We start from the raw sequence: 25,564 nt of genomic DNA, 5'->3' as shown, positions 1-25,564 counted from the left end.
ATTGAAAAGGGTATGAATTTTTAAATCATCATACCCACGAATGTCACCAGAGTCTTTCGAGGTTAAACAATGAAATTCTTGAAAGGGACTTTTGTTCTTCATCTAACAACACGTCATGCCAGTGATTTTCAAGCGATTTCAGGACCGGTCTCTCCAAACGATTGGTTTTTTCAAGATGGTGTAAAGGATGTACGGCACTTTCCGGGATGAAGTGACCACTGACCAATGGTTGATTCGGTAATGCGATTGTATAAGCCACAAGCTGATCTTCACTGAAGTCATGATTATTGGCGATGCCGAACTGCTGAAACCCGAGACCCCTACCATGAATATACATGAGCGGCTCATCGACGCGATCCACCTTCAGGTTCGTCTCGAGGGCCGCTTTTGCGTTCAGATAGGGCTCCACCTCTTCGGGAAACACACTTTGTACGGCGTGAACCCGTTCGTAGAGTGTCAGGTCGGTGTCTTTCCATCCCATACGCCGATCTAGCTGCTCGATATATTCGAGTGGGGTCTGTTCCTTTTCTTGCTCCAAGGTGTGCACCTTCTCGAGATGAGACTCGATATGGTCAAGGAAAGTGGCGGATGTCTGATGGACCTCCTGCAACAATTGTTCCTTGTCTAAAAGTTCCTTGTCTTTCGTCCAACCGACCAGATAGGAGAGCGAGAAATCGTCCGTCGGGAACCCGAGTTGATGCGAGACGACGTAGGCGACCATCTCGGCCTGGAATTCCTTCTCAGGTGAGGTAAGTGGTTGATCCCGTTCGAGATTCCGCTCTTGGTTGTGTAGCTCAGCGTGGGCGAGCTCATGGATCAAGACGTTGATGTCCTCGATCGATGTGTTCCGCGGGTTTAAGGCGATCGCATGCAGCTCCGGATAATAACAACCCTTCGCCGTTCCGAGCTCGTCGAGCGGTTCCTCCAATAGCGTCACATTCCGGGCATCCGCGAGCGTCGTCAAGGCGTCACGGATGTCTTGTTCGTTCTCGAACCCGCCGTCCCGGTGATAGCGTTTGAAGATGTCGGAGACCTCGATCCCTTTCTCTCGCGCATCGGTCTGCGTGTACTCGAACACGTGACCGATCTTGAAGTACATCATCTTGCGTGACGGGATGCGCCCTTGTTTCACGCCGTCCTTGATCGGCTTCGGTGCCTTGCTGAGTGGTACCCATTCATCTTTGTAAAAGGCGTACGTCACGGGATTTGGGACGAATACTTTGATGCCATGCTCACCTTTTTGGACCTGTGCGCCTTGTTTCTCCCAGAACGTATAAGAGCCGACCGCGACTGCTCCGGGGAATTGGGACTCGATCAAGATCGCGTTTCGCATCGAGTATTGATGGAACTTGCCGAGGATGTTCCCGGATTTTTTCTGGGCTCTCGAAGTAGCTGTCGATCTGTTTTCCCATTTGTTCAGTCAATGCTTCGAGCTCTGCCTTCCGTTCTTCGTTCGTCTTCATCTTGGCCATCGTGTCAGACTCCTTCCTTCAACAAGTCGGTGACAGATTCATCACTATCCGTAAACTCGTTCAGTTCACGGTCAAGTTGTGGCGACGTTTCCGGGATGTCGAGTAACAGTTGTGTCCGCTCGAAATTGACGGGAAGCAAGACAATCTCGTCTTGCGCGATGGTAATTAAAAGTTGATGCTCAGATATTGATATCGGAATGTCGTACCGCTTTCCATAGATGAGGACCGTGACGGTTTTCGGTTGAAGCATCAACAGTTGTCCCATCGTAAAGGGACGGTCAAGTGGTCGCATTAGGTTCATCCTCTCTCAAAAGTTAGTGTGTCCTTCTTCTGTTTTTGGTGCTCGATACGTTCCTGGACGACACGTTCTGCCGTCGCGAGGAACGTCGGTTTGAACTGGTCCGTCGTCATGATATCCTCGATGCCTTCGGTCTGCATCAGCGCCTGCAGGAGCTCTGTCAGGATCTGACCGTGGCGGTCGGAGCGGTTCGCGGCGAGACGGATCCGTTCGAGTTCCGTCGATACTTGCTCGTTCACCAACTCCTCGATATGACGGGAGACCTGCGTGCTAATTGAGCGGATGAGGAACTGCATGTCCCACTTCTCGTCGGCCAGTTGTTTATGCTCGTCTGCGATATGGTCGATGACCTGACCGAGATGACCGAATCGTTTGTCGTCGGCGAACTCCTCCAAATACGCAACCGTCTCCGGCTTTAACCGGAGACGAATCTGTCTCAACTCTTCCATCGTCCTCCCTCACTTTCCATATTCGATGTCCCGTTCCAGCTGTTCGAAAGCACGTTGGTTCTTCAAATGTTCGAACTCGTCGTTCATATGCCGCTCAATCCTGTAAAGTGATTCCTTGAAGATTTTTTGTTGGTTGAACGCGCGTCGGACCGGATGTTTTGGGGCTCCATTTTTCTCAACGGTCGCCTGTTCTTTTGACAAGTCGCGCATCTCGGAGAGGATGGCATTCCCCATCCGTGTGTAGAGATCCTGTCGCTTTGTCGTCCGGTACCGCTCGGCCTTCTCCGTGTCGCCGTAGCTACGACGATGGAACGACACTTCCTGTTCGAGTCGCTCGTTGAAGGCTTGAAACTCTGATTTGAAGTGAATGTCGATATAGCGGTCGGTCAAACGGTCAAGTGATTCACGGAGCGGCTGCATCCCGTTCATGTTGTAGCGCCACTGTCGTTTGTCTTCCGGCAATCGCTCATAGATGTCCTTGAACTGACGGACGAGGTCGGGATGCAGGACACGGTTCGGGAGCGATTGGATCTTCTTGTTCCGTTTATGCGCGACCAGTTCGTCGCGGATGAAGGCATTCAGTTTCTCCTGTTCTTTTGTCCGGTCGGCGAGGGAGTGGATGACCTTCGACTTCATCAGCTCGATCGATTTCGGTTTGCGTTTGCCGCGCTCGCGCATATGGCTCGTCTCGACGATGGCGACATGCACGTGGATATTGTCGGTGTTGTAATGGACAGCACCGGTCCAGTAGGCATGGGCCATCTTCTCTTTTTGGAGCATCGAATCGACCGCGTTCCGTGTCGCCTGGATCAATCGTTTCTCGTCGACGAGTTCGTCGTGTAGTACGCCGGTCTCGCGTAGCCAGGCGTTATCGAACGAGATGACGTCCTGCCAAAGAATGCTCCCGTTCTCTTGCGCTTGTTTGAAAATGTTGCGGACGACGCGACGCTTTTGGTCATTCAAGCGGTCGTCCTCACGTGTGAACAGACCGCTCGACTTCGTCTCGTCTTCCATATAATCATGGTACGTCTCGAACTGATCGGGGCTGTCTTTCGCATCCGGTCGATTGATGTAATCGAGGTAGGTCGTGTACCGACGTGACTTCTTTTTTGTGCCCGGCACCTTGAACTTCGACTTGATGACGACGCCCGGCGTCTCACGCATTCTGCATCACCTCGTTCAACAAACGAGTCACTTCGGCGAGCTCGTCCGCGCTCCGTTTCAGATGAAGCGTGTTCGCCTCGAGTTGTCGTTCGAGCCGTTCGACTTGCGTCGATTGGATACCGTTCGCGCACCAGGAGGCGAGTAGCTCTTTCAAATATTGTTGCCGAGAGCGGTTGTGTTCCTTCGCCCATTCATCAATTTGCTTCACGATGATGGGGTCGATGTCGCGGAGTAACAGATCCATCTACCTGACCACCTTTCTAGAGGCTGTATATTGCCGAGGTCCTAAAAGTTCGTTCAAAGAGCATAAGGGGAAACTGCTATCACTTGTCGTGATAGCCCAGGCAGAGCCTGGGGTTTCCGTGATATCACCAAAAGTCCGAAAACGGCACGAAATGTGCCAGTAAAACCAGCGATTTGGCACGAAATGTGCCACTTAAATCGACAGTTCCCGGAGCCGGACGCGCAGTTTATCGTGCTTTTCTTCGAGCGCTGCGACCGACTGTTCTAGCTTTTCAAGTTCTAGTGTGAGCTCGTCACGCTTCCGGCCAAGATCGAAAATTTCGTTCTCCTGTTCGACCTGTTCGTCGAGTGAGAGGTAGGGGAGTTCGTCTTCAAGCTCCTCTTTGTCACGGTCGAGTCGCTTGATCTGTTGCCGTTGCGCTTCAACTGATTGTTGCGCTTTTTCTAATTGTTGTTCTGTCTCCGTGAGCTCGTCCTCGACGAACAACTTCGTGAAAGTTGTCTCGTCAGATGAATTGTGACTCGCCTGTTCGATGGTCCGACGGTCGGCATAGAGTGACGTCAAAAGACTGTTTTCCCGTTCCTCGGGGGTGAGTGCGTCGATTGATTGGGACTCATTCAATCCATAGATCCGGACGGCAAGCTGGTCAAAGTCGTTCGGCACGTCTTTCAATTCGAGCACGTATTGGTCGTTCCGTTCATACAGCAACGTGACTTCCTTCTCGACATCCGGACGTGTCTTATAGACGTAACGGAAGAGATGATTGTTCGTGTTACCCGGTGCGTCATCGAGCGAGATCCGGATGCGCATTGTCTTCGTCTTCGTATCGAAACTGGACGCGTGGAGTGTCACGGTCTCCCCGTTCGAGAGACGGATTGCCTCGCTGATCGGCGTCTCATTGACCGGTGCCTCCTCAGCAAAGAAGAACGACGAGGTACCGAAGAAGAGGAAGCCGATGACAAAGAATACGCCGAGTACGAGGTAGAACCGGGAGACGTTCTGGGTGAGACGCCGTCGTGTTTGTCGTCGCATCTAGATTCCTCCTTCCGGTGTCAGATCTTCCATCTCAGTAACAATCAAACGTCCGTCGATGGACTCGAACGTCAAGGATAACAGTTCCTGATTCGTCTCCTCGTATCCGGTCTCGGTGATCAACAGGTCCTGTTCGAACCGGACGAGACAGTCTTCTCCGGAGACAGAAGGGAACACCTCGATGTCGCGGACGGTCGTCTCGAACGTGCCGACGTCACTGCCGTCAGCTGCGAAGAGCGTGGCCGTGAGTTCCTCGGACATGACGTCTTTCGCTTGTCGTTTTTGGGTCGTGTAACTGTCCTTCGTGATGGTGAAGGCGTACTCGATGAAGCGCGTCGCGCGTGTCGTCAGCTCTTCCATTCGTTCCGTCTCCGTCGAAGCGACGACTGGTGCAGTGTCTGACGGCGTATCCTCGGAGGTTGCCGATTCAAGGGAAGTGACGCTCTCATGTTTCGTCTCACTCGTGTCTGAAGTACTCGTGACAGCCGTCACTTGTTGATAGAAAAAGACGTTCGCCGCGAGTGAAATAAGAAGCAGTACCCCGAACAGATACGCGAGGTGACGTGCGGTGAAGTTCATTCTTCCTCCTCCTTTCCATACATGCATGACTTAGAAACCGAAGACCGGGGCGGGATCGATATGACCGGACCATTCAGTCGTCTTGATCTCGAAATGCAGATGGTTCCCGCTCGATCGGCCGGTCGTGCCGCAGTACCCGAGCGCCTGACCGGCTTTGATCTGTTGTCCGGTCTTGACGCCGAGACGACTCAGGTGCGCATACGCCGTGATGTAGTTGTCGTGCCGGATCTGGACGAGATTGCCGTACGGTCCGCGGTTCCCGCTATAGATGACGGTGCCGCTTTTGACTGCGTGGATTGTATCGGACGGGGTGCAACTGAAGTCGATACCAGTGTGGTTATCCCGTTGTCCGAAGACGACGCGCCAGCCGAAACGCGATGTCACGTTGAGCGGGATGGCGAGCGGGGAACGTAACCCCGACAATAGCTCTTTCGTGATGACACCGTCGGCGACGGCGACCGGCGCAAGATATTTCAACACTGCGTCGACGTATTCGATGTCCCCATAACAGGCGCCGTGCTGGACCGCGCTCGGGCGATGACAACGGTAGATACCGGTGTGTTTTACGCGTTGGTACATCATCTGGGAGAACGAGATGGCGAGTTCTTTCGAATAGCGTCCGCCGTTCTCCTGGACATAATCGATGAAGCCGCCGCCGAAGTTGTAACTCTGTAACGTGAGCTGCACGTCGCGGTTCGCCCGTTCGAAGACGGATGCGAAATGCTTGATGCCGTAGGCGATGCTCTCCTCGGGGGAGGTGATGCACCCAATCCGTCCACACTTCGATTCGCTCGCCTGCATCGGGTCGTTCCCGCGTCCACCGCTCTCCTGCATCATGAGCGCGAGCACGAGATTCGTCTGTTCGGCCAGTCCGTGCTTCGACAGTTCCGATTCGACCAAGCTCCGATATTGAAGCACTTGGTCGCTCACCTGTAGACCTCCTGCCGTATCGAACGGGACGTCGGTCGGTTGTTCGTTCTGGACACCTGTGAGCGTGTCGAGGATGCCGACGATGAGAATGACCAGGAACAAGACGAGTGCCGCGATGCCAAGCAGGATGAGCTGCCACTTGAGCGTCGCGAGCTGCCATTTCGCTGTGACGGCGAAGCGGGCCGTCCGTTTCGCGGTTGCCCACATCAGGCACCTCCACCGAACAGGGCGAGTTCTTCTGGCGCGACATCGACGTCAAAGATGAGGTTCTGTACGCCTGAGATGCTGAGGACGACACGCCCCGTCTCGAGCGAGGGGATGATCCGCATCTCGGAATTCGAGAGTTGGCCATCAAACACCGTCTGGATGATCGGGATGCTCTCTGCGTCTTGTTCGCCGATGATCTTGTACTGCGTCAACTGAAAGAGCGACTTGACGTTCTCGGCATTCTCGGATTTTGATCCGGCCGGCACGAAGTCGGTGATCAAGTGCGATACGAAGAAGATGCCGCCGAAATATTTGCGCGCTTCGCGCATGCAGCGTTGCAGATACAGGATGGCCGGTTGCGCGATGTCGCGCGTGTTGATCAAGTGGTGCGCTTCGTCGATGACGATGAGGTACTTGCATGCCTCTTCGGTCCGGAGCACGCCCTGGTTATAGGCTTTCAGTTGACTCGAGCCGTTGGCGATCATCCCGTCCCACAGCATATTCATCAGTGAGAACACCTGCGCCTGGAACACCTCGTCCCGCAGGCTCGTCAGGTTTCGGAGCGGGAACGACACGATGAGCTCCTCGTCGAACCGGTCGATCGAGGAGTGTCCGTCGAAGATGTTGCCATAGTTATGAACGAGGTTCGTGACGGCGAGCTCGATGTTCTCGAGACGTCGCACCCGGTTCGGACTGATCGCTTCCTTGATTGAGGTACGCGTGTCATCCGTGTAGAGCTCACGACGCACGAGTTTCAAGAAATCGGAGAACGTCGGGTATTGGTTCGCCGGATGCGTCGTGATCGGCAGTTCGCCCTGTTCGTCCCAGAGTCCGTGCCGGACGTACAGGTCCCGAAGTAGGATCTCGAACTCGTTCGTCTCTTCCTGTGTCGCCGCCGGGTTGATGTAGTGGTAAAACACGGCCATCTTCGACAGATGCTGCATGAACGAGAGTGCCTCGTTGGCGCTGCCGTCGTTGTTCGTCACTGTTTTATAGACATGGAGCGGGTTGATGAGCCCGGCCGACCCGTCGAGCGCGATCTCTTTCCCGCCGAGCTGGCGCACGAGGTCGGAGAACTCGCCCGTGACGTCGAGGATGCGTATTTTGTTGCCCTTGATCGCCTGGTCGAGAACGGTTTTCTTAAGGAGCGTCGACTTGCCGGACCCCATCTTGCCGATCATGAGCGCGTTATAGAATTTTCGCTGTTTGTCCTTATGGAACAGGTCGAAGATGACGCTGCCGTTCGTGTCGGTCGTCCCGTAATATGTTCCGGTCGCATCCTGGAGCGATGTGAAATGGAACGGATAGCCGCCGGCGATGGAGAGGGAAGGGATCTCTTTCCCACGGCGCCGATTCGGGAGCCTTTGTTGCTGGTCATAGCTCGTGAAGAGGCTCTGCCACTCCCATTCCTGTTCGTTCAGGAAAATCGTCGAGCGGAAGTTCCGGGCCTCGAGTTCTTCCATCACCTCCTGTACTTTCACCTCGAGCGCGTCGAGCGTTTTCGCCTTCACATAGAGGCGGAGATGCAGATACTTCATCGTCTCGCCTTGGGTGATCTGTTCGTAGAGTTCGTTCAGTTCCTTATACGTCTCCCGGGCATCGATGCGGTCGATGTTGTCCTTCGCGTTCTCGAAGCGTGTGTTCTGTTCAGCCATCGATTTGTTGATGGTCTGGATGATTTCACGCTTGTCGGCCGTCCCGATGTCGAGCGTCGTCAAGACGCCAGGCATGTTCAGGATGGGTTCGAGCCAGTAATCATAGACGAGCGACTGATATTTATAGACATGGAGGCATGACAGATAGCCATCCCCGAGCCGGACGAAGTTGGCGTCGAACTTAATGCCGCCCTGCGGCTGGATCTTGGCGATGACGTCGGGATTGTAGCCTTTCTCGACCTTGACGGTCTCCGGGTCCTGGTGTCTGGACAATTTGTCACGCAGGCGCTGCCACATGCGCGTCACTCCTTTCTTCAGGCGTCGAGTTGTGGTTTCGTGTTCGGGTTGTTCAGCTGATAGAGCACATGCACCTTCTGATCGAGCGTCAGCTCGCGCATCGGGTTCGAGCGGCGGAGCAGTTTATAGAGGTGTGTCTTCCGCTCGCGCAATGTCCGCTCGTCGTCGGCATAAAAAAAGAGGAGATAATCGCGATTGGTGCGATGCTCCTCGAGGTATTCGAGCTCCTGCTTTTTTTTGAGTAGAAAAGGCAGGTAGGCCGGTGTCTGATTTTGTCGAATCTGTCGTTCGATGCTGATTTTCTGCCGCTCGAGACTGAGTGGTGTGTTCAGTGGCACGACCTTGAGTGGATGCGTGTACGCCTGCAAAAGATAGGCGAGCGAGAACACGTCATGGTCCTTTTCTTCCTCGTTCAACGAATAGATGTCCTTCGAGGTGAGCTGGACCATGTCAAGATACGTCCCATCCCGCATCTCGAATGCATCATTCCCGGTGATGTCGACGATCGGCATCAGTGCGGCGACCGTCGGTTTGACGACGACTTTGTCTTTGACCTTCCGTCTCTCGACGACGTCCTGTTCGTCGAGCCAGGTGCCTGTGCATCTCGGTTCCTTTAGCGTGTCTTCGATGAACGCCATCTCAATCACGTCCTTTCGTCTGCGCATCGAGCGCGAGATAGGTGTCTTTCCGTTTGATGAGCGCGTAATAGAGCGCGTGGACCATCCGCTTCTGCGGGTTCGTCACCGGCCGGAGTACCATGAACAGCCCGAAGACGACGAGGAAGACCGTGAACGGAATGTGTAGCACCGACGGGATGAACGGGAGCGTCACGAGCCGGAGCACGATGAGCCCGACGAGGAACAGGAAGTCGTGCAAATAGAGCATCTTGTTGATCTTCAGTTCGGTCGTGACCTCGTTCGGGATCCGGTATTTGCGCATGGGTCATCACTCCTTCTTCTCAATATGGTCAGGACGCGGTGGTGAGGTCGGATAGATTCGTCGCGTCTCTTCCTGGTGCTGGCTATGACGGTGTGTCTGATTCTCAAGTACCTGTTCGATGACCTCGGTCTCTACATCAATCACGGTGTCCTGATGGATAGTTCGTCTAGCGTGTCCTTGACGTTTCTCTGATACCGTGTCATTTGAATCCGGCGCAGATGACGAAGACGAAGATGAGCCGTTTGAACGTGGTACGTCATGGTGTGTCGGTGACGTCTGGGCTTCTCCGGCTACCGATTCGCTTTGACGATTGTCGGGTCCGGATGCGGTATCGATAGAACGAGTGATCGGTTCGATAGGCGACGAACTAGGGATTGGAGAATGACCAGAGCTTGAATGGTCGTGAATCGAGTCCGGTCTTTGCGTCTCGGATGACGTCGTTCGATGGTCGGGCCCACGTTCGGTATTTGATTCAGGGTTCGTCGCATGGATTGATTCTGGAGACGTGCGGCCCGATGCTTCCTTCCCGTGTGGAGAACCTTGCGTTTCCAGTTCTGATTCTTTACCACTGATTGGTTGCGCAACGTCCTTCGGATTTGTCGGTTTCTCTTTGTCGGTCTGCGTGCGACTGGCGGTTTGATTCGCCTGGTCGAACTCATTCGAATCAATCTGTCGCTCATTGTCCATCCTTTGTGGAGCTTGGCTCGCCGCACTAAGCGGTGAACCATTCTGAAGAACGGAGTTTGAATCCATCCGTGTCGTCGCGGCCTCATGGAGCGATGGCATCTTTGGTGTGCCTTGTGTGGCACGCGCGACCTTCGAGACTGCGTGGGCACCTGCCGAAGTCACGCCTTTCCCAGCGGCATAGGCGCCGAGCGCAACACCCCAGCCCCGTTTGAGTCCGGCATCGATCCCAAACAGCCGCTCGACCATGTTCGGTCCATCAATCAAGGCGACCGAGAAGGCGATGAGGGCAATCAGGTAGGCGAACCCGTCCAACGTCTCTGCGAGATAGGCGGTCCCGATCGTGTACAGTTTGATCGAAACGAAGATCAGGATAATCACGAGGAACGTGTTCAAAATGCTTTGGATGACCTTCTTCGTCTTTTGGCCACTGTGCAGGTCGGCCGGTGCGACGAGAATCGCCAGGACATAGTTGAAAGCAAGCTCGAACGAGAGACGCGCCAGTTTATAAGCAATGGAAAACAGCGTGAAGCCCATGATCCCGAGCGTCACGAAGATGGTCAACCAGTTCGGCTGATAGCGGTAGTAATACTGGTTGTTCCACTCGACGCCACCTTGGTCGAGTTTACCGAGACTTGTCTCTTTTCCGTTCCATAGAATGTAGGACTCGGCCAATTTGTTTCCGGTTGCCGATAAGTCATAGTTGTTCTTGTCGAAAATCTCATTGATTCGGATATTATCAATCAACTCAGTCGGAATGGCATTTAATGATTCTCCTGTAGTAGCATCAAAGTTCTTCGAATCGTGCTCAATCAAATCATGTACATTCCGTTTTAAGATACTCTCAGATAATGAAGCTTCTCTGTCGTAAAGCGAATCTGTTCCGATTTCTGCGATTGCTTCATCAGAGAACTCCTGAATTCGGCTCATAGTTGGTGAAAGTAAACCTAAGATCAATAGTGTGATGAACAGGTTGATCAAAAAACTCTCACGTTCAAATTTCTTTTGGAAAATCAACAAGTACCCAGTAAACAAGAAACTTCCTGCTAAAAGAACATACAAAAAAGGTTGAATCGTAAGAACGAATTCAACCACTTGGTCATTATTGAAAAATGTATTGGTTAATAGGATTTGATCCGTGATTGATTCAAGGCCGTCAATCAAGACTGATAGTCCTCTGACAAGAATCCAACCCATTGAGCGCAGTGCATCATTGACCATACTACTTATTTGGAGTACATCTTCGTATTCCTGTAATTTGGTGATTAAATCGGAATCAGCCATTGAAAGACCCCCAATCTACTGAGTCCTAGTAAAGAAGTCCGCTAACTGTTGTTCGTAATTGTCCGCCGTTAACATTCCAACATTGATTTCATCTGTGACGTTTCCATCTTGAATAGAGTATAAAACGGCACCTTTTAGTTCGTCAGTGTATTCAAAGTTACCACGATCGACAAGTGTCTCTCCATCTGGCTGAAACGTATTATAGAGCGTGACTTGTTGGTTCTCTTCGTTCGCTACCTCTTTTACGAATTCAACGAACTCTTCGAATTCACCATCTTCTTCTTTTACAATCAGCAAATAATCATCCTCTTCGGCTGTCATGACCTTCTCAACGTGTTCAATATCACGTTGAACCAAAGACTCATTGGAATTTGAGCAAGCTCCAAGTAAAAACAAGCTGATTCCTAAAGTACCCGCAAGTAGTTTCCTCATAACGTTTACCCCTCCGTCAGACGATTTTCCCCTTCAATAGATCCGCGACTTTCAGGTTGACGCGGAAGTCGAACTTATCTATTAGTGTAACAGTTTTCGGGGTGTCTGAGGTGTCGTCCTGATAGACGGTCAGAAAGCCATCGGTCGTTTGGATATTGAGCACGTCGCCCCGTTCGAGGCGGACGCGTTGCGTCTCGATAATTCTTGCAACGACACGCAATTCGTTCTGGATTCGCTTCTCTCTCGCACTCTCGGCCATGGGTTCGGCCTCCTCTCTACGGTGTGCCTTGCTTCAGTTTCTCGAGTCGCTTCGCGATCATCGTACTCAAAAAGCTCTTCTGACTGTCAGTGACGTCGTAAACTCCTAGGTTCAGCTTCGTCTCGAACTCAGGGAGGAGCATCCCTCCGATGTCATGTCCTTCGAACATCGAGCGGAGGATGCTGTCCTGCAGCACATCTCGTACCGTCAAGGACTTATCTTCCTGATTCGAGGGCGTGTTCGCTTCCGTCTCGTCTTCTTTCTGCGTAAAGCGGATTCGAATTTGTTCGAAGTCGAGCCCGGCGTGACGGCATGGGATGTCGATGTCATGCAGGGAGCGGTCCGTGTCGAAATCGTCCGACAGGTATTCATACCGATATTTCATCGCCGTCTTGCCGCTCAAAAAGATCGGATACGACTGGATCCGCCGTTTCTTCGTATCCTGACGCTTGATGACACGGATGATAAGCATCTCGCCTTCCTTTAACCCCATGACTTCGGTCGCTGTCATGAGCCGGCGGCCGTCCACGTTCTCCGTCTTCGATTTTTTGAGCGAGAACGTCTGTCCGGAACGCGATTTGGTGACGATGGTCGCCTCACCGAGTTTCTTCGAGATCAGTTCGGCGGTCGATTCGTCCGCGGTCAACAGATAGTGCGTATTCCCACAGTTGCCGTCGATTGTCTTCCAGTCCTCTCCGTACAGGTTCTCAAGTTGGGAGTATGCCTGAATGACAAGGTTGAAGCGCATGTTCCGGCCGAGACAGACCGTGATGATGTTGGCCATGCCTTCGATCGGCGGCATGTTGCCAAACTCATCGAGTAAGAAGACGACCTGACGCTCACATTTACCTTGTTTCGTCTGCGAGGCGACCCGGGCGAGCGCCGTGTACACCTGTTTGATGTAGAGCGACGCGATGACGTTGAATGTCGGGTCATAGTCCGGAACGATGAGGAACACCGCCACGGGACGCATCTGGTGCATTACCTCGCGAATCTGAATCGTCCCGTCGATGAAGTAGTGGAACCGTCCGCTTCCCGAGTCATGTGCTTCCAACTGGACCGTCGAAGTTCCTGAATCGGTCGAGATTTGGACGATGTCCCCGGATTTGAGCGACGACGCGTGGTACACGATGAAGCTGCCATCGTCGTCGGTCGTGAGCGCATGGGCCGTCCCATCGGGGAACGTGAATGTGAGCCGTGTCAAAGGCTCGGTCCGTCCACTGATCCAACGGTTGAATCCGATGCGTCGCATGTCGAGTGAGTTCATCGACGTCAGCTTCCCGGTCCCGTTCAACGTGAAGATCCCGAGTTTCGCATTGGTATTGGCTAAAATACTCGCTCGTGTCTGACCACCCGAGAAGTGGAGCGTCGCGAACTGGAGCCGGGCCGGATGGTTCTCCGGGAACCGTTGAAAGAACTCGTCTAGCGCGGAGATTTCCTGTCCTTGTCGCGTCACGACCATCCGTGAGCCGAGGTCCGAGAGCATGAGCGCGACGTTGTACATATTGATCTTCTCCGGCGTGTCCTTCGACTCCTCGCAAAGTCCGAGGATGAGCGCCGTACACAGGTCGATTGACGAGTTGGTCCAGAACGGATCCCGCGCCTTCGGGTCATGGTACAACATGAACGCGACCGAGCGCGCATACTGTTGGGCGAGCGAATAGTTCTCCTCGAGAAATGCGTCGATTGTCAGCTGCAACAGGTTGTACGACATCGATTGGAGCGGGTTCATCAGGTTCAACACCTCAACCTGATAGCCGCGTTGCTCGAGCGTCTCCTTCGAGGCGGCAAAGAGCTCGCCTTTTGGATCGTTGATGATCAGACTCGCTTGTTCACTGGCTCGACTGTACAGGTCGATCGTCGAGAAGACGAACGTCTCGCCCTTCCCGGAGCGGGTTGTGCCGATGACAAGGTTGTTGACTGGCGAATCATCGATGAACAGCTCGTTCTTGACCCGTCCGACGGGGACACCGCCTAATCCGTCATAGCACTTCTTCCGGTCGGGGACGCGACGGTACTGTTGCTTCAGTTCATCGAACGAGGTGAAACGAGCGCTCCCTTTCTGATTCTTCCGCAGATCCCGGAAGTTCAGCCATACCTTGCCGAACACAATCAGTCCGATGAACAGACTGAAACCCATCAGTCCGAGCAAGATGGTCGAAGAGGGAAGACTCACCTCCAAGAACAAGGAGGGGGAGAGCGTCGGAATCGTCGCTCCAGCCAACAGACCTTCTTGTACGATTGGGGTCATGATTTGTCGAATGATGTTGTAGACCCCGTTCAGCAGATAAAAAATCCCGGCCGGCAAACCCAACAGGCAGAACAGGGCGGGAAAAATCAGACGTATCGGGAATCGTGGTGATAGAGATTGAGTTCTCAATTATTTCACCTACCTTAATCTGAATAAAGAATCGTTTCTAGGTTACCTTCTTCAGCAGCGATAGCCGCTTGAATCTTCTCATGGGCCGAAGTGTCCTTACTAGATGTCTTCTTCAGTTTTTCGTTCAGTTCGTCGATCGTAGCCGTGATGTCTTGATAGGTGTCGACTTTTTCCTGAACGGCAGAATCGTTCGTTTTGGACGCCCACTTATTCGCGGACTCGATGTCCTTGAGAAAGAGATAAGCGGTCACTTTCGCCGAGACGCGGGGAGCAGTCCATTCCACATTTTCCGTTTTGGCCACGGTCTCATAATCACGTTCCAGTGCGGCGAGGTCGAACGAGCCCTCATCGGTCGGATGTGACGCTTGGAAGTCCTGAAGCCGTTCCAATTTCTCCTTATCGGCTAGATCGAGCCCGGCCAGCTTCGTCTCGATCAGGATGGGGTCATCCGTGAGTTCGAGCGCTTTCTGGTCTGCGCCTTCTGCAAGATAGAGATCGACCAGTAGAACATCCTCTTCCTCGGACCGATTTTTCCGTTCCAGTAAAGCGATGAGCGAGGATTCCTCACCTTGAAGCGCCTGTTCGTAAGCGTCCAGCCATGTCTCTTCTCCACCGGTCATCTGTTCGGCGTGTGCCTCTTTATCAATGAACCATTGCGTGGCAGTGAAAAGTGAGGTGAATAGAATCCCGACTGTGGCCGCCCCGTAGATGAGGCGGCGCTGCAGTCGGGTCAGGCGCGACTGATAGTTCGACGACACAATCGGGTTTGATTTGATGGAATCGCGCTTATAGTCGTCCGGTGTCTCGGACTCGATCTCGTCGAGGAGCCACATCTTCTTCGCGTTATCCTCTTTCTTCGTCCGGATCCGTTGTACCCGGTCCTTCACTTGATGATACAGGTTCGGATAGGTCCCTCCGGCCCCGAACGTGAACGTCCCTCGATAGAGCAGTTCATCTTTCTGGTCGAAGAGCCGAAAGTCACCGGAACAGTTCGTCCCCTCCTCGCTACGCGCCTGGTGCAGCTTATGGGTCGCGATGACCGCCTCGGCGAAGGTTAGCCGTTCATAGTTCTGGATCCGTGTGTCCGGCACGTCGGTGAATCGTACAAACAGCATCTCGTTCCTCCTCTCGTTTCAAGCAACAAAAAAAGCCTTCCGATTGGAACGCTGCGCGAGTGTTCATTAAAATTTGATGTTCTGGTCGACCATCTCGGCGAGCGTAAACGCGCCCATGACGATGATCAGACCGACGGCGCCCCCGACAAGCCAGCCGACGGCTTTCGAGCGGCCGCGATCCCCGCCGAAAATAAAATAGAAGCCCCCGATCGCGAAGGCGATGGCCGCGGCGATGACGGCAAGTCCCTGGAAAAACTGAAGCAAGCTGAGTCCTGTCTCATTGAGTCCCATGTCGTTCCCTCCTTAGTCCTGGTGCGCCGGCGACTTGAAGCTGAGCTTCGCCTCGAGCGCCTCCAAAATGAGTTCCTGGTTGTCCTGGATGACCTGTTGGTGCTGCTCGTCGAGCCACTCCTCATAGTCCTTCCCACGGATGCGTAAGAGTTTCTCGGCGAAACTGCGGTTCTGTTTCTGTTCTTTTGATGCCATAGTACACACTTCCTTCCTTTGATCTCGTGATGTGCAGCAGCACATCATTAAGGACAGTCGGATTCGGTGCGGTGGGTTTCTAGCCGTTCCCCCACGAACTCCGCTCCTCACGAATCTAAGGAACTGTACAGGGTTTTTCGATGACCCGAAACGATGCGGTGACCTTGTGGCGAGTTTTAGGCGACTCTCGCCGAACCATCTGTGCGTAGATCCCGCTCACCCGGTCACTGGTGAGGGACACGCCGGTATGTGATTGGAGGAGACCATCCTTAAGGAGATGCTGCTGCGTCGGTGCCGGTTACTGTCGGACTCGTTTCCGTTTTTTGACGTGGATGAGCTCGTCATCTGGGTTCTTGCGCTTGGCGAGGACGTGGGCGTCACAGACGACCGTGCGGATCCGATAGTAGAGTTGCGTCAGCTGGACCGCCTCTCCGCTCGCCTTCTCGATGCCGATGAAGCCGTGCAGTTCATACGTCTTCCCGTCGAACGTGCGGACCGAGTCGGCCTGCGGCAATTCCTTCAAGTCGAACCGGCGTCGTTCGAGCTTCGTGACGGACCGCTTCGCCCCGTATCCGAAGTCAATGGCGTCCCAAGGCACCGTTGCGAGCGTGTGCCCGAACGCGCGGGCCAGATGATCGATATCCGCGATCGACGGCACCGAACGGTTCTGTTCATATTGACTGATGGCGGGCTGTGAAATCTCCCCGAATGTCTTCTCCGATAGTTCGACCTGTGACCAGCCCGAGAGCCGGCGATTCTCCTTCAACCACTCCCCGAATCGATACATAAGCCTTCCCCTTTCTGTAAACCAGAGCGGCGACCAAACAGATGTTTCCTTTTGTTGGTTCCAATATAACAGGGTTAGGCTTAAAAATCATCAGTTTTCTGATATGTCAGAAATTTTACAATTGCCGATTTCTGTCGAATTCGCTCTACGTAAGGGTTTATAGCCAACAGAAACTCAATATTTTTTGTTTTGTAGCACAACTGTAAAAAAAATAACGCTTTGAGTATAGAAAATTATGACGATTATTTCGATTTCAAGAGATTGTGGTAGGGTAGAGGAATAGAAAGTTTCGTAAAGAATAAGTGATGAAGAAAGTACTTTGATCGTGGGGTGAGCAAGTGGAATTGAACGAGGCAATCATCGAGCGGATGAAAGAGCTCGCAGCGGAACGAAATATGACCATCCATCAAGTGATTCAGAAAGGTGGATTAAATCAAGCGACGATTTCAGAGTTGATGAGTGGACGGACAAAACATCCGAAAGTGAGTACAATACAAAAGTTTTGCGATGGATTGAATATTTCATTAAGTGACTTTTTTAATGATAAAAAATTTGATGATTAATGTATTAAACACTAGTTTTTAAATACATAAAAATTCTTTTTATATAACCGAATGTTAATTATAAAACATTCGGTTATATTTTCTATTAAGAGATACTTTTAATGTTTATCGTCCTGATGTTTTTTTAAAGTTTTTCCTGCTTTACTTTTTTGTTTTTTCGAAGATGTTTTACTACCTAATGTCTTTCCTGCTTTTCCTACCTTCCCTCCGGAATGTTTTGTCATTCATCCACCTCCTTTCTATAATTTTTTGTATAGACAATAAGACTAAGATCGTTTTTAAGATGTGTTAAGACTTAATAATTCCCTCTTTGTGAAGGACATCTACAAAACTTGATAACTCTTCATTCAATTCGTTAATGAACGACTTCAAATGGGTATTTAATTCTTTTTTACTTATTTCTACAGGAATGAGGGTGAAATCAAACCATGCTTGAGAATTCACTTTATTATTCTCTAACAGCTCAAACAAATCCCAATCCTCAAATATAATTCGTTCAAGCTCATATAAACTTATAAATTTAAAATTTGAGCACAGGTGGTTGTATTGATCTATGTCCAAATCCAGTTTTTGTGCAACTTTTTTATATATTTCTTCTCTACGAATAAAACTATCTTCTAACATAATCACTATTCCAAATGTATCACTTAACTCAAAGGTTTTTTGTTCGTTAAAGGGATAATATTCTTTGCTAAACTTCATGGTCGCGTTCCGGTATAACTGAATCATATTTTCACTTAACCGTAAAATTGTTCTTTCAATATCATCTTCGTTGAGATTACGTAATCCTCTTTGAGGTACTATTGATTTACATTCAATCAATAGTGCTAAGTCCTGTTTCCTTAACATCAAATCAACGGTTCGTTTTTGATTTCTTTTAAAGTTATATGAATATTCTTCGATACATTCTTCAAAGAAACTCCCTAGACTTACTATATGTGTTAAGTATGACTCGAGAACGTGATTACCAAACTTTGATCTCAAATCATTATCCCCTGCTGTAAGCCTTGTTAAAAGGGAAGTTGTAACTGCTTCTGTCAACGTATGAGGTAGAGGGAAGTATCTTTTTTCTTGATGGAGAATAAATGGATAGGTGTAAAGATAGTTATAGCTAGTAACGTAATGTTCAGGTTCGTTTATAAGTTTTCTCTGTAAATCTATAAAATCTTGTCTATTAAGCTCTAAAAATTTAATTACTTGTGAAAATTCTCTATAAATTAAATTATGGAAGTCTTCATGCAATATTGATTGCAACGAATTACCTTCGGGATAAAATAAATTGACTATATTACTTAACTGAAGAAAATCTTCATAATTCTGATTGAATTTCCCAAAGAATTCAGCCTTCATATCCACAAAATCATTTGAAAAATTAAAAAAATAGGAGTATCTATAATATTTCATATATTTATTTTCTTGAAGAATAAATTGAGTTAAACCTTCAACAATTAGAAAGTCCCTTAAAAAATTTGAGGAAGAGTAGCTTTTGGGTTTTTCCCCATGTTGAGATCCTCTAATGCTTGTCATGATTTCTGAAAATTTCTTTTTACCATACGTGTTTAAAAAGTTCTGATTGTTGTACTCGTTAATAGTGAAAATTGAGAAAAGCGCATATGTATTTAATTCCCACGGTAACCACTTACCTCTCAAAAGGCTGGCTTCAATTAGACCGCTTGGAGACATAATTTTATTTGAGTAACGCTGAGCTTCCCCCATTTTTGCTTCAAAGGAAAATCTTTTCAAGATTAAAGGAATTCGTTCATATTCCAAAATAATCACCTCTTTGCAATTATACAATAGACTTTTGAAAACAGATTATGTTCTCTCAATATATTCTCTGCGGTGACCAGCATTAAGTTAATGTGGCTCTTAGGCATAACATGAAACGAAGCTTGTACAGCTTTTTCGCTTCAGCGAACGTAGAGATGATAGCCCGGCCTGATAGGCGAGTTACAAAGTAAAAACGCTTAAGTTTAACTTTTACGTCGACTTAAGCGTTTTTTATTAATGATTTACTTAGACTTCAGATATCTCTTCAATATCTGAACTAATTCAATCTTTAGCGTGAAACAACTTCAATCATTTGTATACATGTATACAAATAGGGAAAAGTTTGATACGTTGAAGTTACAAATAAAAAAGGAGGCACTAAAATGACCAATCAGCTTGATCTCTCACAGCAGGAAGCGATTGTTGTGACGTTCGGAAACTTTAAAGGCGGAACGGGAAAGACGACTAACAGTACGATGCTTGCTTATGCGTTGGCCAAGATGGGATATCGTGTATTGCTCTGTGACCAGGATCCTCAGGCGAATGCGACAACTTTGTTCTTGAAGACGAAGGCTGCACGGGAAGATGATTACATAACTTTTGAGAAGACGTTGATGGCAGCAATGCAAGAAGGTGATTTAAGTGGAATCGTCACAGAAGTTACAGACAATCTGTTCCTACTACCTTCATTCAGTGATTTTGCGCAGTACCCGAAGTTTCTTGAGAAAAAGTTTGAGAAAGAAGTGGATCGTGTGACGTACCTTTCTACTCTTCTCGATCCTTTAAAGAGCGAGTTTGATTTCATTTTTGTGGACGTCCCTCCCACTATCTCCATTTATACGGACTCAGCTCTCTATGCTTCTGATTTCGTCGTCGTCGTACTTCAGACACAGGAACGAAGCTTGCAGGGCGCTGAGGTATTCACACAATACCTACAGACTTTGCTGGATGACTATGGTGCTGATTTTGACATTCTTGGAATCTTACCGGTTCTACTTAAAAATGGTGCAGCAGTCGACATGGCAACGCTTGAAAATGCCAAAAATGTATTCGGTGAGCATAACCTCTTCAAGGGTGTGATTAAGAACATGGAACGCTTGAAACGCTACGACATCACTGGGATTGTGGAAGAAGACATGCATGACAAACGGGTTATGGAGACATATGCAAAAGTCGCCGAAGAGTTCTTGCAACGTCTCGAAACAGAAATGAATTACGTGGAACAGGGGTGAACAACATGTCAGATTTGATTCAAAAACCAGCAAGAAAACGTTTGCTGGAACGTAAAGGTGCAGCAGTTCCTCAACAAACATATAAAGCTGAGGTATCTGAAGACCAAACAGTGGAATCAAAAACCACGTCTCAGAAAGAAACCTCAAATAAACGAGCAACTAAGAACTCGGTCAATATAGGGTCAAGCACTGTTCGTGTATCAAACCTCACAAAAAATAAATTATCAGCGTTAGTGACGATGGGCAAAGCAGATTCAGCAGATGCTATCATTTCAACGATGATTGACGAGTATCTTGAATTACTTTCTTCAAATGAAAGGAAAGAATACGAAATGATTCGAGATGTTTTGATGATGAAGCAAAAAAAATAAAAAGGCAGTCCATAATGAGCTGAACCTTATATCAATGAACGAGCGTAATCCAGTAGAGCATGCTCGTTTTTTTTTGTGACGACAATTCCTCTAAATTTCTTTAAGATATACTCCTTTGCTGGATGTTCAGCCACGTTGATCTAACAAAGATAAATATTCAAAAACGGTATACATGTATACATGTATATAAATCTACATGTATACAAATCTACATGTATACAAATCTACATGTATACAAATCTACATGTATACAAATCTACATGTATACATGTATACACCAAAAATGGAATCGACTGAATTATGGCTTTAAACCAACGTTTTTAGTGAAGCATTAATTTGAGATTTGTATACATGTATACAAATCTACATGTATACAAATCTACATGTATACAAATCTACATGTATACATGTATACAAATCTACATGTATACAAATCTACATGTATACATTGCTTTTTATGAGCATAAACTCGAAAAAAAGCTGTTGTTAAGCGATTTCTTTTATGAAAACATAGGGTTATGAAGTTCTTTCCAGTAGGAAAAATCGGCATAAAAAAATCTGATAACCTGGCCGTTATCAGATCCAAATCATCTGACTTAATTGTCAGACTGTGTATTTAACAACGCTTCACCCTAAACCAGCCATCATAAATAGATTTGTAGAAACCAAGATTTCTAAAAACATAATACGATGAACTGATCCTTTTTCATGCGTTGTTCAAAAGAAAAACGTGACGAACAAAGGCGTCTTTCTTATGCAATCATTTTAGCATTGTTCTTTCTTCTCGACAATGTTCATCGTATTTCATAGAAATGGATACTCAATAATTTACGATGAGCCATAGAACAGAAGAGAGGAGGACGTAGCATGGAAGTATTGAGAAATCTGTATCGAGACCAATTAACGGAAGCTCCGAAACGGGCCTCTCAGGTCGAGAGAACCGGATACAGTAAAGAGCTAGGATGGATCTTTGTCTGCCAGGAATTCACACAACCGCGTGCCATCCGTACATACCGCTCACTCTTTGGGGCAAAAGAAAAGTATACATATTTCACACCGAACACTTTTTACCGCAACGACCAACGTCATGCGGGCTCTTTGCGTTGGTTAAACGCCATGGTGATTGATATCGATGTCAAGACGTCGCAGAATGCAGGAATGATTTTCCCGGACGTTATGGACCGGGTGACGAGCGCAGGCCTGCCGACACCATCACTCGTCGTCCAGACGCCTTCAGGCGGATTCCATGTGTATTGGTACTTGAAAGAACCAAGACGCGCCTTTCCAAAAGTCGTGGATCACTATAAGCGCGTTCAACGAATGATTGCTGAGGAGATGAACGCGGATCTTCAAGCGATAGGCGCTGAACGTTGGTTCCGATTACCTACAGAAGAGAACACCGTTTTTCGTTCGGGAGAACGCGTCTCTTTTGACGACCTTTGCGACTGGTTGAACGAACAGCAAGAGAATAAGTCGAAGAAAGGTAATGTGGCTTTAGGCTCGACGGACTTATTATCTCACCCAGCAATCCTAAAGCTATTAGAAGGCGTGGAAGAGGGCCAACGTGACAATACATGCTATACCCTTGCTCTCGCTTACAAGGCTGCAGGATACGAAGAAGACCTAGCCCTGTCGTTACTTTATCAATGGAATGAAAAGAATAGTCCCTCACTTCGCCAAATTGAAGTTAAACGTAAAGTAAAGAGCGCTTTCAAATCTGGTTCTCCGCTCGGTCCTTCATCATATTGGATCGAGACATTGTCTGGGATCGAGTTCAAGTACCAAGTCTGGGAAGGCGCAAAACCGCGCGAAGAACGTACATATAGTCATCTAGATGAATGGAAAGAAGACATCCTTGCAGTTTTACGCAAAAACGGAGGGTGTATTTGTGGTGCGCAACGGACGCTTGTTTCTTTAATCACATCATCAGTAGACCCTTCTAAGTGCTTGTCATACGCAACATTCAAACGCCTTGTCGCCATTATGGTGGAAGAGGGACTAATAACAAAGGAAGTAGAAGGAAGGGGAAGATGTGCCAAGACAACGATAATGTTGGTGAAGAAAGATAATGTAGTTCTTTTCCCTGTTTCAATCGAATTTAATGGGCTCAACTCCAATACATTTATAGATACGGTGGTGGGTGGGTCTCTTTATTATCCTTACGGTATGAGAAATAGTTCTGATACTACGTAGATTGGGTGTGTATTTATGCTCTTTATTCCGTTGTCTTCCCCGGTAATTGTTTCGTTCGCTAGATTGTTTGAACAGACATCTTCTGTTTATCGTAAACCTAGTCACAATGACATTTCACGAGTGTTAATAGATATTGGGGTATCTGGTGTAGATTCTCGGACCTCTGATCCAGGTATGGGGAAGGTAAAACGTATTGAGTATCTTCTTTATAGTTTGTCTTCTTCTGAAGATACTCTTGATTCTGCCCAAAACTTATTTTTTTGATTAATGGCTATGCTTCATGCTCATGGAGGCTTTAGAAAAGATACCGATTGTTTTAGAAAATATAAGTGAAAGTGAGTACGAAGAGGCATTGAGCAAATATATCGTTAGGGCTAAAAAAGGTTCGATGGATGCTGCTCTGCTGGTTGGTACATAAAAAGATTTGTTGGAAGCTGTATCGTATTATGTAGTGCATAAGAAAATGGGTGTGTATGAGCAAAATAATTTTCCAACGTTATTAGGGTTAGCTTTCACTTGTTTGGGAATGTCAACCTCTGCTTCTAAGACTAATCCTTCACATGTAGAAAAAATGGAATTAGCTTTATATGAGTTAGGTTGCTCTATAAATAATTTGAGGAATAAGCAGGGAACTGGACATGGTAGACCATTTCTTCCTTTAATCAATGATCATGAGGCAAAAGTTGCAATAGAGTCTATGGGGATGATTTCAGAGTATATGATGAGTAAGTTAAAAGAGGACAGCTCCACACGAATTTAAGAATATTACTAAGAGTCAATCCTGTCATCTTTGATATAAGAGGGATCATCAGGAACTTGAACGAACATAGCTGAGATAAGCTATTGGGAATATTTCAAGACATCCAGCGTACAAAAGTTATGTCGCATTACATCCCGTATATCTGAATCATCGATGCATGTCCCTCATTAATCCATGACTCTCATCAATTCATGAATTGATAAGGGAGAGCCTTGGTATATCAGAATGCTGACGTCAGAGCAATCCAAGTATTGTCTCGTTTTTTTTGATGGTTCAGTCGTCAGGGGTGATAATATTCAAAACTATTCTTCAATATGATTTGAAGCTTTTTTATATTTATAAAATGTAGACCTAGATATATCTAAAGTCTTTGTGATGTCGTCTACTGTCATTTTGGCTTCATACATCATCATTGCTCTGGCCATGATTTGTTCATCGATTGGTTTTCTGCCACCCATTCTTCCTCGAGCACGGGCAGCCTGAAGCCCAGCGTTCGTACGTTCACGAATCAGCTCACGTTCCATTTCTGCTAGTCCAGCCATCATGGTGAAAAACAGGCGACCTGCTGCTGTGGAAGTATCGACACCTAATGTAATGATTTGAAGATTGATTCCGCGATCTTTCAAATCATCAATCAATTCAAGAAGCTTCTTTGTGGTTCGCCCCAACCGATCTAGCTTCCAGACGACCAAGGTATCACCTTCTCGTAAATAATCTAAGCACTTCTCAAATTCTGGTCGCTTTTTAACACTAGAGGCCTTCTCTTGAAAGATTTTAGTACAGCCTGCTTTCTTAAGTTCATCTAGCTGCGAGTCCAAGTTCTGATCAAAGGTTGATACTCGTGCATATCCAATTTTCGTCATGAAGCACCTCCGTTTGTTTGTTTATCCATTAATGATAACAGAAAACGAACATTGATAAAAAGATGAGTTAATGGACAATGGAGATAAAATAAAAAAGGCTTTAAATAGCCCTTTTTATTTTCATGTGAATCAATAAACAATGATGTTTTTTTAACGTTCGTTTTAAAAACAGGAATTTAGCTGTAAAGTCGAATGGTATTATATCGTAAGGGCGTTGTAGAATTCTCAAATGGACAATTTTTCGATCATGTAAAGTAAGCCGGAAGCTACAAGACTACCACTTGCTCCTTCTAATACATTTTTAATGCGATCTAAAGATTTTTTTAAATTTGAGGACGCTGGTTCTGCAGTCTCAATTTCTTTTATAATTGTTTTAATTTCTGACTCGACAAGATCTTGTTGAGTTTTAGAAAGTCCAACTTGGATGAGATTGTCATTAAGTTTTATGATAAATTTAGATATTTTTTCAATATCTACTGCATCAGTAGATATTGTTTGATTTGAATTAGTAACATCTTGTTGGATTTGTATTTTTGAAGCATCGCCATAAAAATGATTGAAATTATAATTATGTTTAGTTGCTTCATTCTTTTCCTTTTCACTAAAACTTAAGTCTTCCCCCATAATTCCATCCTCTTCTAGCTTTAGTGCCCACTCAAAAATAATATTTTTGACTGTATCTTGTATTTTCTCGAGTTGAGATTTCGAAATTGATAATTGATATTCAGTTACATGACCAGTATTTGTTGATAATATATTCTGTAATCCTTGTGGCAATAAGAGTACAAGACTAGTATGATCACCATTCATTAAAGATTGAATTTCTGAAATTTGTTGACCTATCTTTCGACTCGAAACTATTTTTGCGACTTCTTCATTTTGAATAATGAGAGGGCACCACCCTCTATAAGGATTAAGCCATTGTACTTTTCCAATAACTTCTCGGTAATCTGGGATTGAGGCTTCCATTTTATATCCGTTCAATTCAAGAGAAATCCATTCTTCAAATTTTTTCACTTTAAGTTTTCGGGCTACAAATAAAGCTTTTCGTAAAAGGTCAGTGGTATTAGTAGTAGTACTCATAGCTTCTCTTTGAAGTTCCAAAACAATTGAACCCAA

General features: G+C 47.6%; 28 protein-coding genes. 5 read left to right on the top strand and 23 right to left on the bottom strand.

Features of this window, described 5'->3' with window-relative positions:
• Positions 1-43 precede the first annotated feature (43 nt).
• From AC5LIL_RS14840 to AC5LIL_RS14750, 19 genes are all read right to left on the bottom strand, one after another.
• Positions 44-1,360 carry an ImmA/IrrE family metallo-endopeptidase gene (locus AC5LIL_RS14840; RefSeq protein WP_499825405.1) on the bottom strand — a complete coding sequence of 439 codons (1,317 nt, stop codon included), beginning with the start codon at positions 1,358-1,360 and terminating at the stop codon, positions 44-46.
• Positions 1,361-1,476: 116 nt separating this feature from the next.
• Positions 1,477-1,764 carry a hypothetical protein gene (locus tag AC5LIL_RS14835; protein WP_499825377.1) on the bottom strand — a complete coding sequence of 96 codons (288 nt, stop codon included), beginning with the start codon at positions 1,762-1,764 and terminating at the stop codon, positions 1,477-1,479.
• Between the two features lie 5 nt (positions 1,765-1,769).
• Complete coding sequence (locus tag AC5LIL_RS14830; RefSeq protein ID WP_499825376.1) at positions 1,770-2,219, bottom strand: hypothetical protein; 450 nt, start codon at positions 2,217-2,219, stop codon at positions 1,770-1,772.
• A gap of 9 nt (positions 2,220-2,228) precedes the next feature.
• Positions 2,229-3,383 (bottom strand): MobP2 family relaxase, encoded by a 1,155-nt coding sequence (mobP2, locus tag AC5LIL_RS14825; RefSeq protein WP_499825375.1) that lies wholly within the window; start codon positions 3,381-3,383, stop codon positions 2,229-2,231.
• A complete protein-coding gene (locus AC5LIL_RS14820; RefSeq protein WP_499825373.1) occupies positions 3,376-3,627 on the bottom strand; it encodes a hypothetical protein in 252 nt (83 codons plus the stop codon). Before AC5LIL_RS14820 ends, mobP2 begins: the two co-directional genes overlap by 8 nt.
• A gap of 192 nt (positions 3,628-3,819) precedes the next feature.
• The gene (locus AC5LIL_RS14815) at positions 3,820-4,659 is read right to left on the bottom strand and encodes a hypothetical protein (protein WP_499825404.1); all 840 of its coding nucleotides are present in this window, start codon (positions 4,657-4,659) and stop codon (positions 3,820-3,822) included.
• Positions 4,660-5,238, bottom strand: a complete 579-nt coding sequence (locus AC5LIL_RS14810) for a hypothetical protein (protein WP_499825403.1) — start codon at positions 5,236-5,238, stop codon at positions 4,660-4,662.
• 30 nt (positions 5,239-5,268) lie between these two features.
• On the bottom strand, positions 5,269-6,375 hold the full coding sequence (locus tag AC5LIL_RS14805; RefSeq protein ID WP_499825402.1) for a lysozyme family protein: 1,107 nt from the start codon (positions 6,373-6,375) through the stop codon (positions 5,269-5,271).
• A complete protein-coding gene (locus AC5LIL_RS14800) occupies positions 6,375-8,327 on the bottom strand; it encodes a VirB4 family type IV secretion system protein (RefSeq protein ID WP_215112689.1) in 1,953 nt (650 codons plus the stop codon). Before AC5LIL_RS14800 ends, AC5LIL_RS14805 begins: the two co-directional genes overlap by 1 nt.
• A gap of 17 nt (positions 8,328-8,344) precedes the next feature.
• A complete protein-coding gene (locus AC5LIL_RS14795) occupies positions 8,345-8,965 on the bottom strand; it encodes a TraC-like domain-containing protein (RefSeq protein WP_215187618.1) in 621 nt (206 codons plus the stop codon).
• Between the two features lies 1 nt (position 8,966).
• On the bottom strand, positions 8,967-9,266 hold the full coding sequence (locus AC5LIL_RS14790) for a DUF5592 family protein (RefSeq protein ID WP_214686126.1): 300 nt from the start codon (positions 9,264-9,266) through the stop codon (positions 8,967-8,969).
• Between the two features lie 6 nt (positions 9,267-9,272).
• Positions 9,273-11,234, bottom strand: coding sequence for a pLS20_p028 family conjugation system transmembrane protein (locus AC5LIL_RS14785; RefSeq protein ID WP_499825401.1), 1,962 nt, complete (start codon positions 11,232-11,234; stop codon positions 9,273-9,275).
• A gap of 15 nt (positions 11,235-11,249) precedes the next feature.
• Positions 11,250-11,666, bottom strand: a complete 417-nt coding sequence (locus AC5LIL_RS14780) for a hypothetical protein (RefSeq protein ID WP_214838218.1) — start codon at positions 11,664-11,666, stop codon at positions 11,250-11,252.
• Positions 11,667-11,682: 16 nt separating this feature from the next.
• Positions 11,683-11,925 (bottom strand): hypothetical protein, encoded by a 243-nt coding sequence (locus tag AC5LIL_RS14775; RefSeq protein WP_012390470.1) that lies wholly within the window; start codon positions 11,923-11,925, stop codon positions 11,683-11,685.
• Positions 11,926-11,941: 16 nt separating this feature from the next.
• The gene (locus AC5LIL_RS14770) at positions 11,942-14,305 is read right to left on the bottom strand and encodes a VirD4-like conjugal transfer protein, CD1115 family (protein WP_499825400.1); all 2,364 of its coding nucleotides are present in this window, start codon (positions 14,303-14,305) and stop codon (positions 11,942-11,944) included.
• A gap of 14 nt (positions 14,306-14,319) precedes the next feature.
• A complete protein-coding gene (locus tag AC5LIL_RS14765) occupies positions 14,320-15,420 on the bottom strand; it encodes a hypothetical protein (protein ID WP_499825399.1) in 1,101 nt (366 codons plus the stop codon).
• Positions 15,421-15,486: 66 nt separating this feature from the next.
• Positions 15,487-15,711, bottom strand: coding sequence for a hypothetical protein (locus AC5LIL_RS14760; RefSeq protein WP_012390467.1), 225 nt, complete (start codon positions 15,709-15,711; stop codon positions 15,487-15,489).
• A 12-nt stretch (positions 15,712-15,723) separates the two neighbouring features.
• Positions 15,724-15,906 (bottom strand): hypothetical protein, encoded by a 183-nt coding sequence (locus AC5LIL_RS14755; protein WP_021065836.1) that lies wholly within the window; start codon positions 15,904-15,906, stop codon positions 15,724-15,726.
• 298 nt (positions 15,907-16,204) lie between these two features.
• Positions 16,205-16,693 carry a helix-turn-helix domain-containing protein gene (locus AC5LIL_RS14750; protein ID WP_159563769.1) on the bottom strand — a complete coding sequence of 163 codons (489 nt, stop codon included), beginning with the start codon at positions 16,691-16,693 and terminating at the stop codon, positions 16,205-16,207.
• A gap of 338 nt (positions 16,694-17,031) precedes the next feature.
• On the opposite strand from AC5LIL_RS14750, the gene AC5LIL_RS14745 reads away from it, so the two are divergent.
• Positions 17,032-17,256: a helix-turn-helix domain-containing protein gene (locus AC5LIL_RS14745; protein ID WP_499825398.1), complete on the top strand. Its 225-nt coding sequence runs from the start codon at positions 17,032-17,034 to the stop codon at positions 17,254-17,256.
• A 98-nt stretch (positions 17,257-17,354) separates the two neighbouring features.
• Here AC5LIL_RS14745 and AC5LIL_RS14740 read toward each other — a convergent pair whose 3' ends face one another.
• Together AC5LIL_RS14740 and AC5LIL_RS14735 are read right to left on the bottom strand one after the other, a co-directional pair.
• Positions 17,355-17,480: a hypothetical protein gene (locus tag AC5LIL_RS14740; protein ID WP_255418328.1), complete on the bottom strand. Its 126-nt coding sequence runs from the start codon at positions 17,478-17,480 to the stop codon at positions 17,355-17,357.
• A gap of 64 nt (positions 17,481-17,544) precedes the next feature.
• On the bottom strand, positions 17,545-19,026 hold the full coding sequence (locus AC5LIL_RS14735) for a hypothetical protein (RefSeq protein ID WP_499825397.1): 1,482 nt from the start codon (positions 19,024-19,026) through the stop codon (positions 17,545-17,547).
• Positions 19,027-19,409: 383 nt separating this feature from the next.
• Here AC5LIL_RS14735 and AC5LIL_RS14730 point away from each other — a divergent pair, with 383 nt between their 5' ends.
• From AC5LIL_RS14730 to AC5LIL_RS14715, 4 genes are all read left to right on the top strand, one after another.
• On the top strand, positions 19,410-20,258 hold the full coding sequence (locus tag AC5LIL_RS14730; RefSeq protein WP_499825396.1) for a ParA family protein: 849 nt from the start codon (positions 19,410-19,412) through the stop codon (positions 20,256-20,258).
• A 5-nt stretch (positions 20,259-20,263) separates the two neighbouring features.
• Positions 20,264-20,629 (top strand): DUF5388 domain-containing protein, encoded by a 366-nt coding sequence (locus AC5LIL_RS14725; RefSeq protein ID WP_499825395.1) that lies wholly within the window; start codon positions 20,264-20,266, stop codon positions 20,627-20,629.
• 867 nt (positions 20,630-21,496) lie between these two features.
• Entirely contained in the window at positions 21,497-22,822 is a 1,326-nt protein-coding gene (locus tag AC5LIL_RS14720) for a primase C-terminal domain-containing protein (RefSeq protein WP_499825394.1), read from the top strand.
• Positions 22,823-23,249: 427 nt separating this feature from the next.
• On the top strand, positions 23,250-23,582 hold the full coding sequence (locus tag AC5LIL_RS14715; protein WP_499825393.1) for an abortive infection family protein: 333 nt from the start codon (positions 23,250-23,252) through the stop codon (positions 23,580-23,582).
• A 302-nt stretch (positions 23,583-23,884) separates the two neighbouring features.
• Here the strand turns inward: AC5LIL_RS14715 and AC5LIL_RS14710 are convergent, their stop codons facing one another.
• The gene (locus tag AC5LIL_RS14710) at positions 23,885-24,445 is read right to left on the bottom strand and encodes a recombinase family protein (protein WP_481805315.1); all 561 of its coding nucleotides are present in this window, start codon (positions 24,443-24,445) and stop codon (positions 23,885-23,887) included.
• Between the two features lie 225 nt (positions 24,446-24,670).
• Positions 24,671-25,564 carry an AbiTii domain-containing protein gene (locus tag AC5LIL_RS14705; RefSeq protein ID WP_499825391.1) on the bottom strand — a complete coding sequence of 298 codons (894 nt, stop codon included), beginning with the start codon at positions 25,562-25,564 and terminating at the stop codon, positions 24,671-24,673.

The organism is Exiguobacterium sp. RM11, from assembly GCF_059821525.1.
Note: the sequence above shows the minus strand (reverse complement) of the source record. Positions and strands in the feature narration are given on the sequence as shown.

Coding starts and splice junctions, on each gene's coding strand:
- AC5LIL_RS14795 (WP_215187618.1), bottom strand. CDS start 8,965: ATGGCGTTCATCGAAGACACGCTAAAGGAACCGAGATGCACAGGCACC.
- AC5LIL_RS14755 (WP_021065836.1), bottom strand. CDS start 15,906: ATGGCATCAAAAGAACAGAAACAGAACCGCAGTTTCGCCGAGAAACTC.
- AC5LIL_RS14805 (WP_499825402.1), bottom strand. CDS start 6,375: ATGTGGGCAACCGCGAAACGGACGGCCCGCTTCGCCGTCACAGCGAAA.
- AC5LIL_RS14780 (WP_214838218.1), bottom strand. CDS start 11,666: ATGAGGAAACTACTTGCGGGTACTTTAGGAATCAGCTTGTTTTTACTT.
- mobP2 (WP_499825375.1), bottom strand. CDS start 3,383: ATGCGTGAGACGCCGGGCGTCGTCATCAAGTCGAAGTTCAAGGTGCCG.
- AC5LIL_RS14800 (WP_215112689.1), bottom strand. CDS start 8,327: ATGTGGCAGCGCCTGCGTGACAAATTGTCCAGACACCAGGACCCGGAG.
- AC5LIL_RS14790 (WP_214686126.1), bottom strand. CDS start 9,266: ATGCGCAAATACCGGATCCCGAACGAGGTCACGACCGAACTGAAGATC.
- AC5LIL_RS14810 (WP_499825403.1), bottom strand. CDS start 5,238: ATGAACTTCACCGCACGTCACCTCGCGTATCTGTTCGGGGTACTGCTT.
- AC5LIL_RS14710 (WP_481805315.1), bottom strand. CDS start 24,445: ATGACGAAAATTGGATATGCACGAGTATCAACCTTTGATCAGAACTTG.
- AC5LIL_RS14775 (WP_012390470.1), bottom strand. CDS start 11,925: ATGGCCGAGAGTGCGAGAGAGAAGCGAATCCAGAACGAATTGCGTGTC.
- AC5LIL_RS14740 (WP_255418328.1), bottom strand. CDS start 17,480: ATGACAAAACATTCCGGAGGGAAGGTAGGAAAAGCAGGAAAGACATTA.
- AC5LIL_RS14835 (WP_499825377.1), bottom strand. CDS start 1,764: ATGCGACCACTTGACCGTCCCTTTACGATGGGACAACTGTTGATGCTT.
- AC5LIL_RS14730 (WP_499825396.1), top strand. CDS start 19,410: ATGACCAATCAGCTTGATCTCTCACAGCAGGAAGCGATTGTTGTGACG.
- AC5LIL_RS14765 (WP_499825399.1), bottom strand. CDS start 15,420: ATGCTGTTTGTACGATTCACCGACGTGCCGGACACACGGATCCAGAAC.
- AC5LIL_RS14820 (WP_499825373.1), bottom strand. CDS start 3,627: ATGGATCTGTTACTCCGCGACATCGACCCCATCATCGTGAAGCAAATT.
- AC5LIL_RS14720 (WP_499825394.1), top strand. CDS start 21,497: ATGGAAGTATTGAGAAATCTGTATCGAGACCAATTAACGGAAGCTCCG.
- AC5LIL_RS14725 (WP_499825395.1), top strand. CDS start 20,264: ATGTCAGATTTGATTCAAAAACCAGCAAGAAAACGTTTGCTGGAACGT.
- AC5LIL_RS14750 (WP_159563769.1), bottom strand. CDS start 16,693: ATGTATCGATTCGGGGAGTGGTTGAAGGAGAATCGCCGGCTCTCGGGC.
- AC5LIL_RS14830 (WP_499825376.1), bottom strand. CDS start 2,219: ATGGAAGAGTTGAGACAGATTCGTCTCCGGTTAAAGCCGGAGACGGTT.
- AC5LIL_RS14760 (WP_012390467.1), bottom strand. CDS start 15,711: ATGGGACTCAATGAGACAGGACTCAGCTTGCTTCAGTTTTTCCAGGGA.
- AC5LIL_RS14815 (WP_499825404.1), bottom strand. CDS start 4,659: ATGCGACGACAAACACGACGGCGTCTCACCCAGAACGTCTCCCGGTTC.
- AC5LIL_RS14785 (WP_499825401.1), bottom strand. CDS start 11,234: ATGGCTGATTCCGATTTAATCACCAAATTACAGGAATACGAAGATGTA.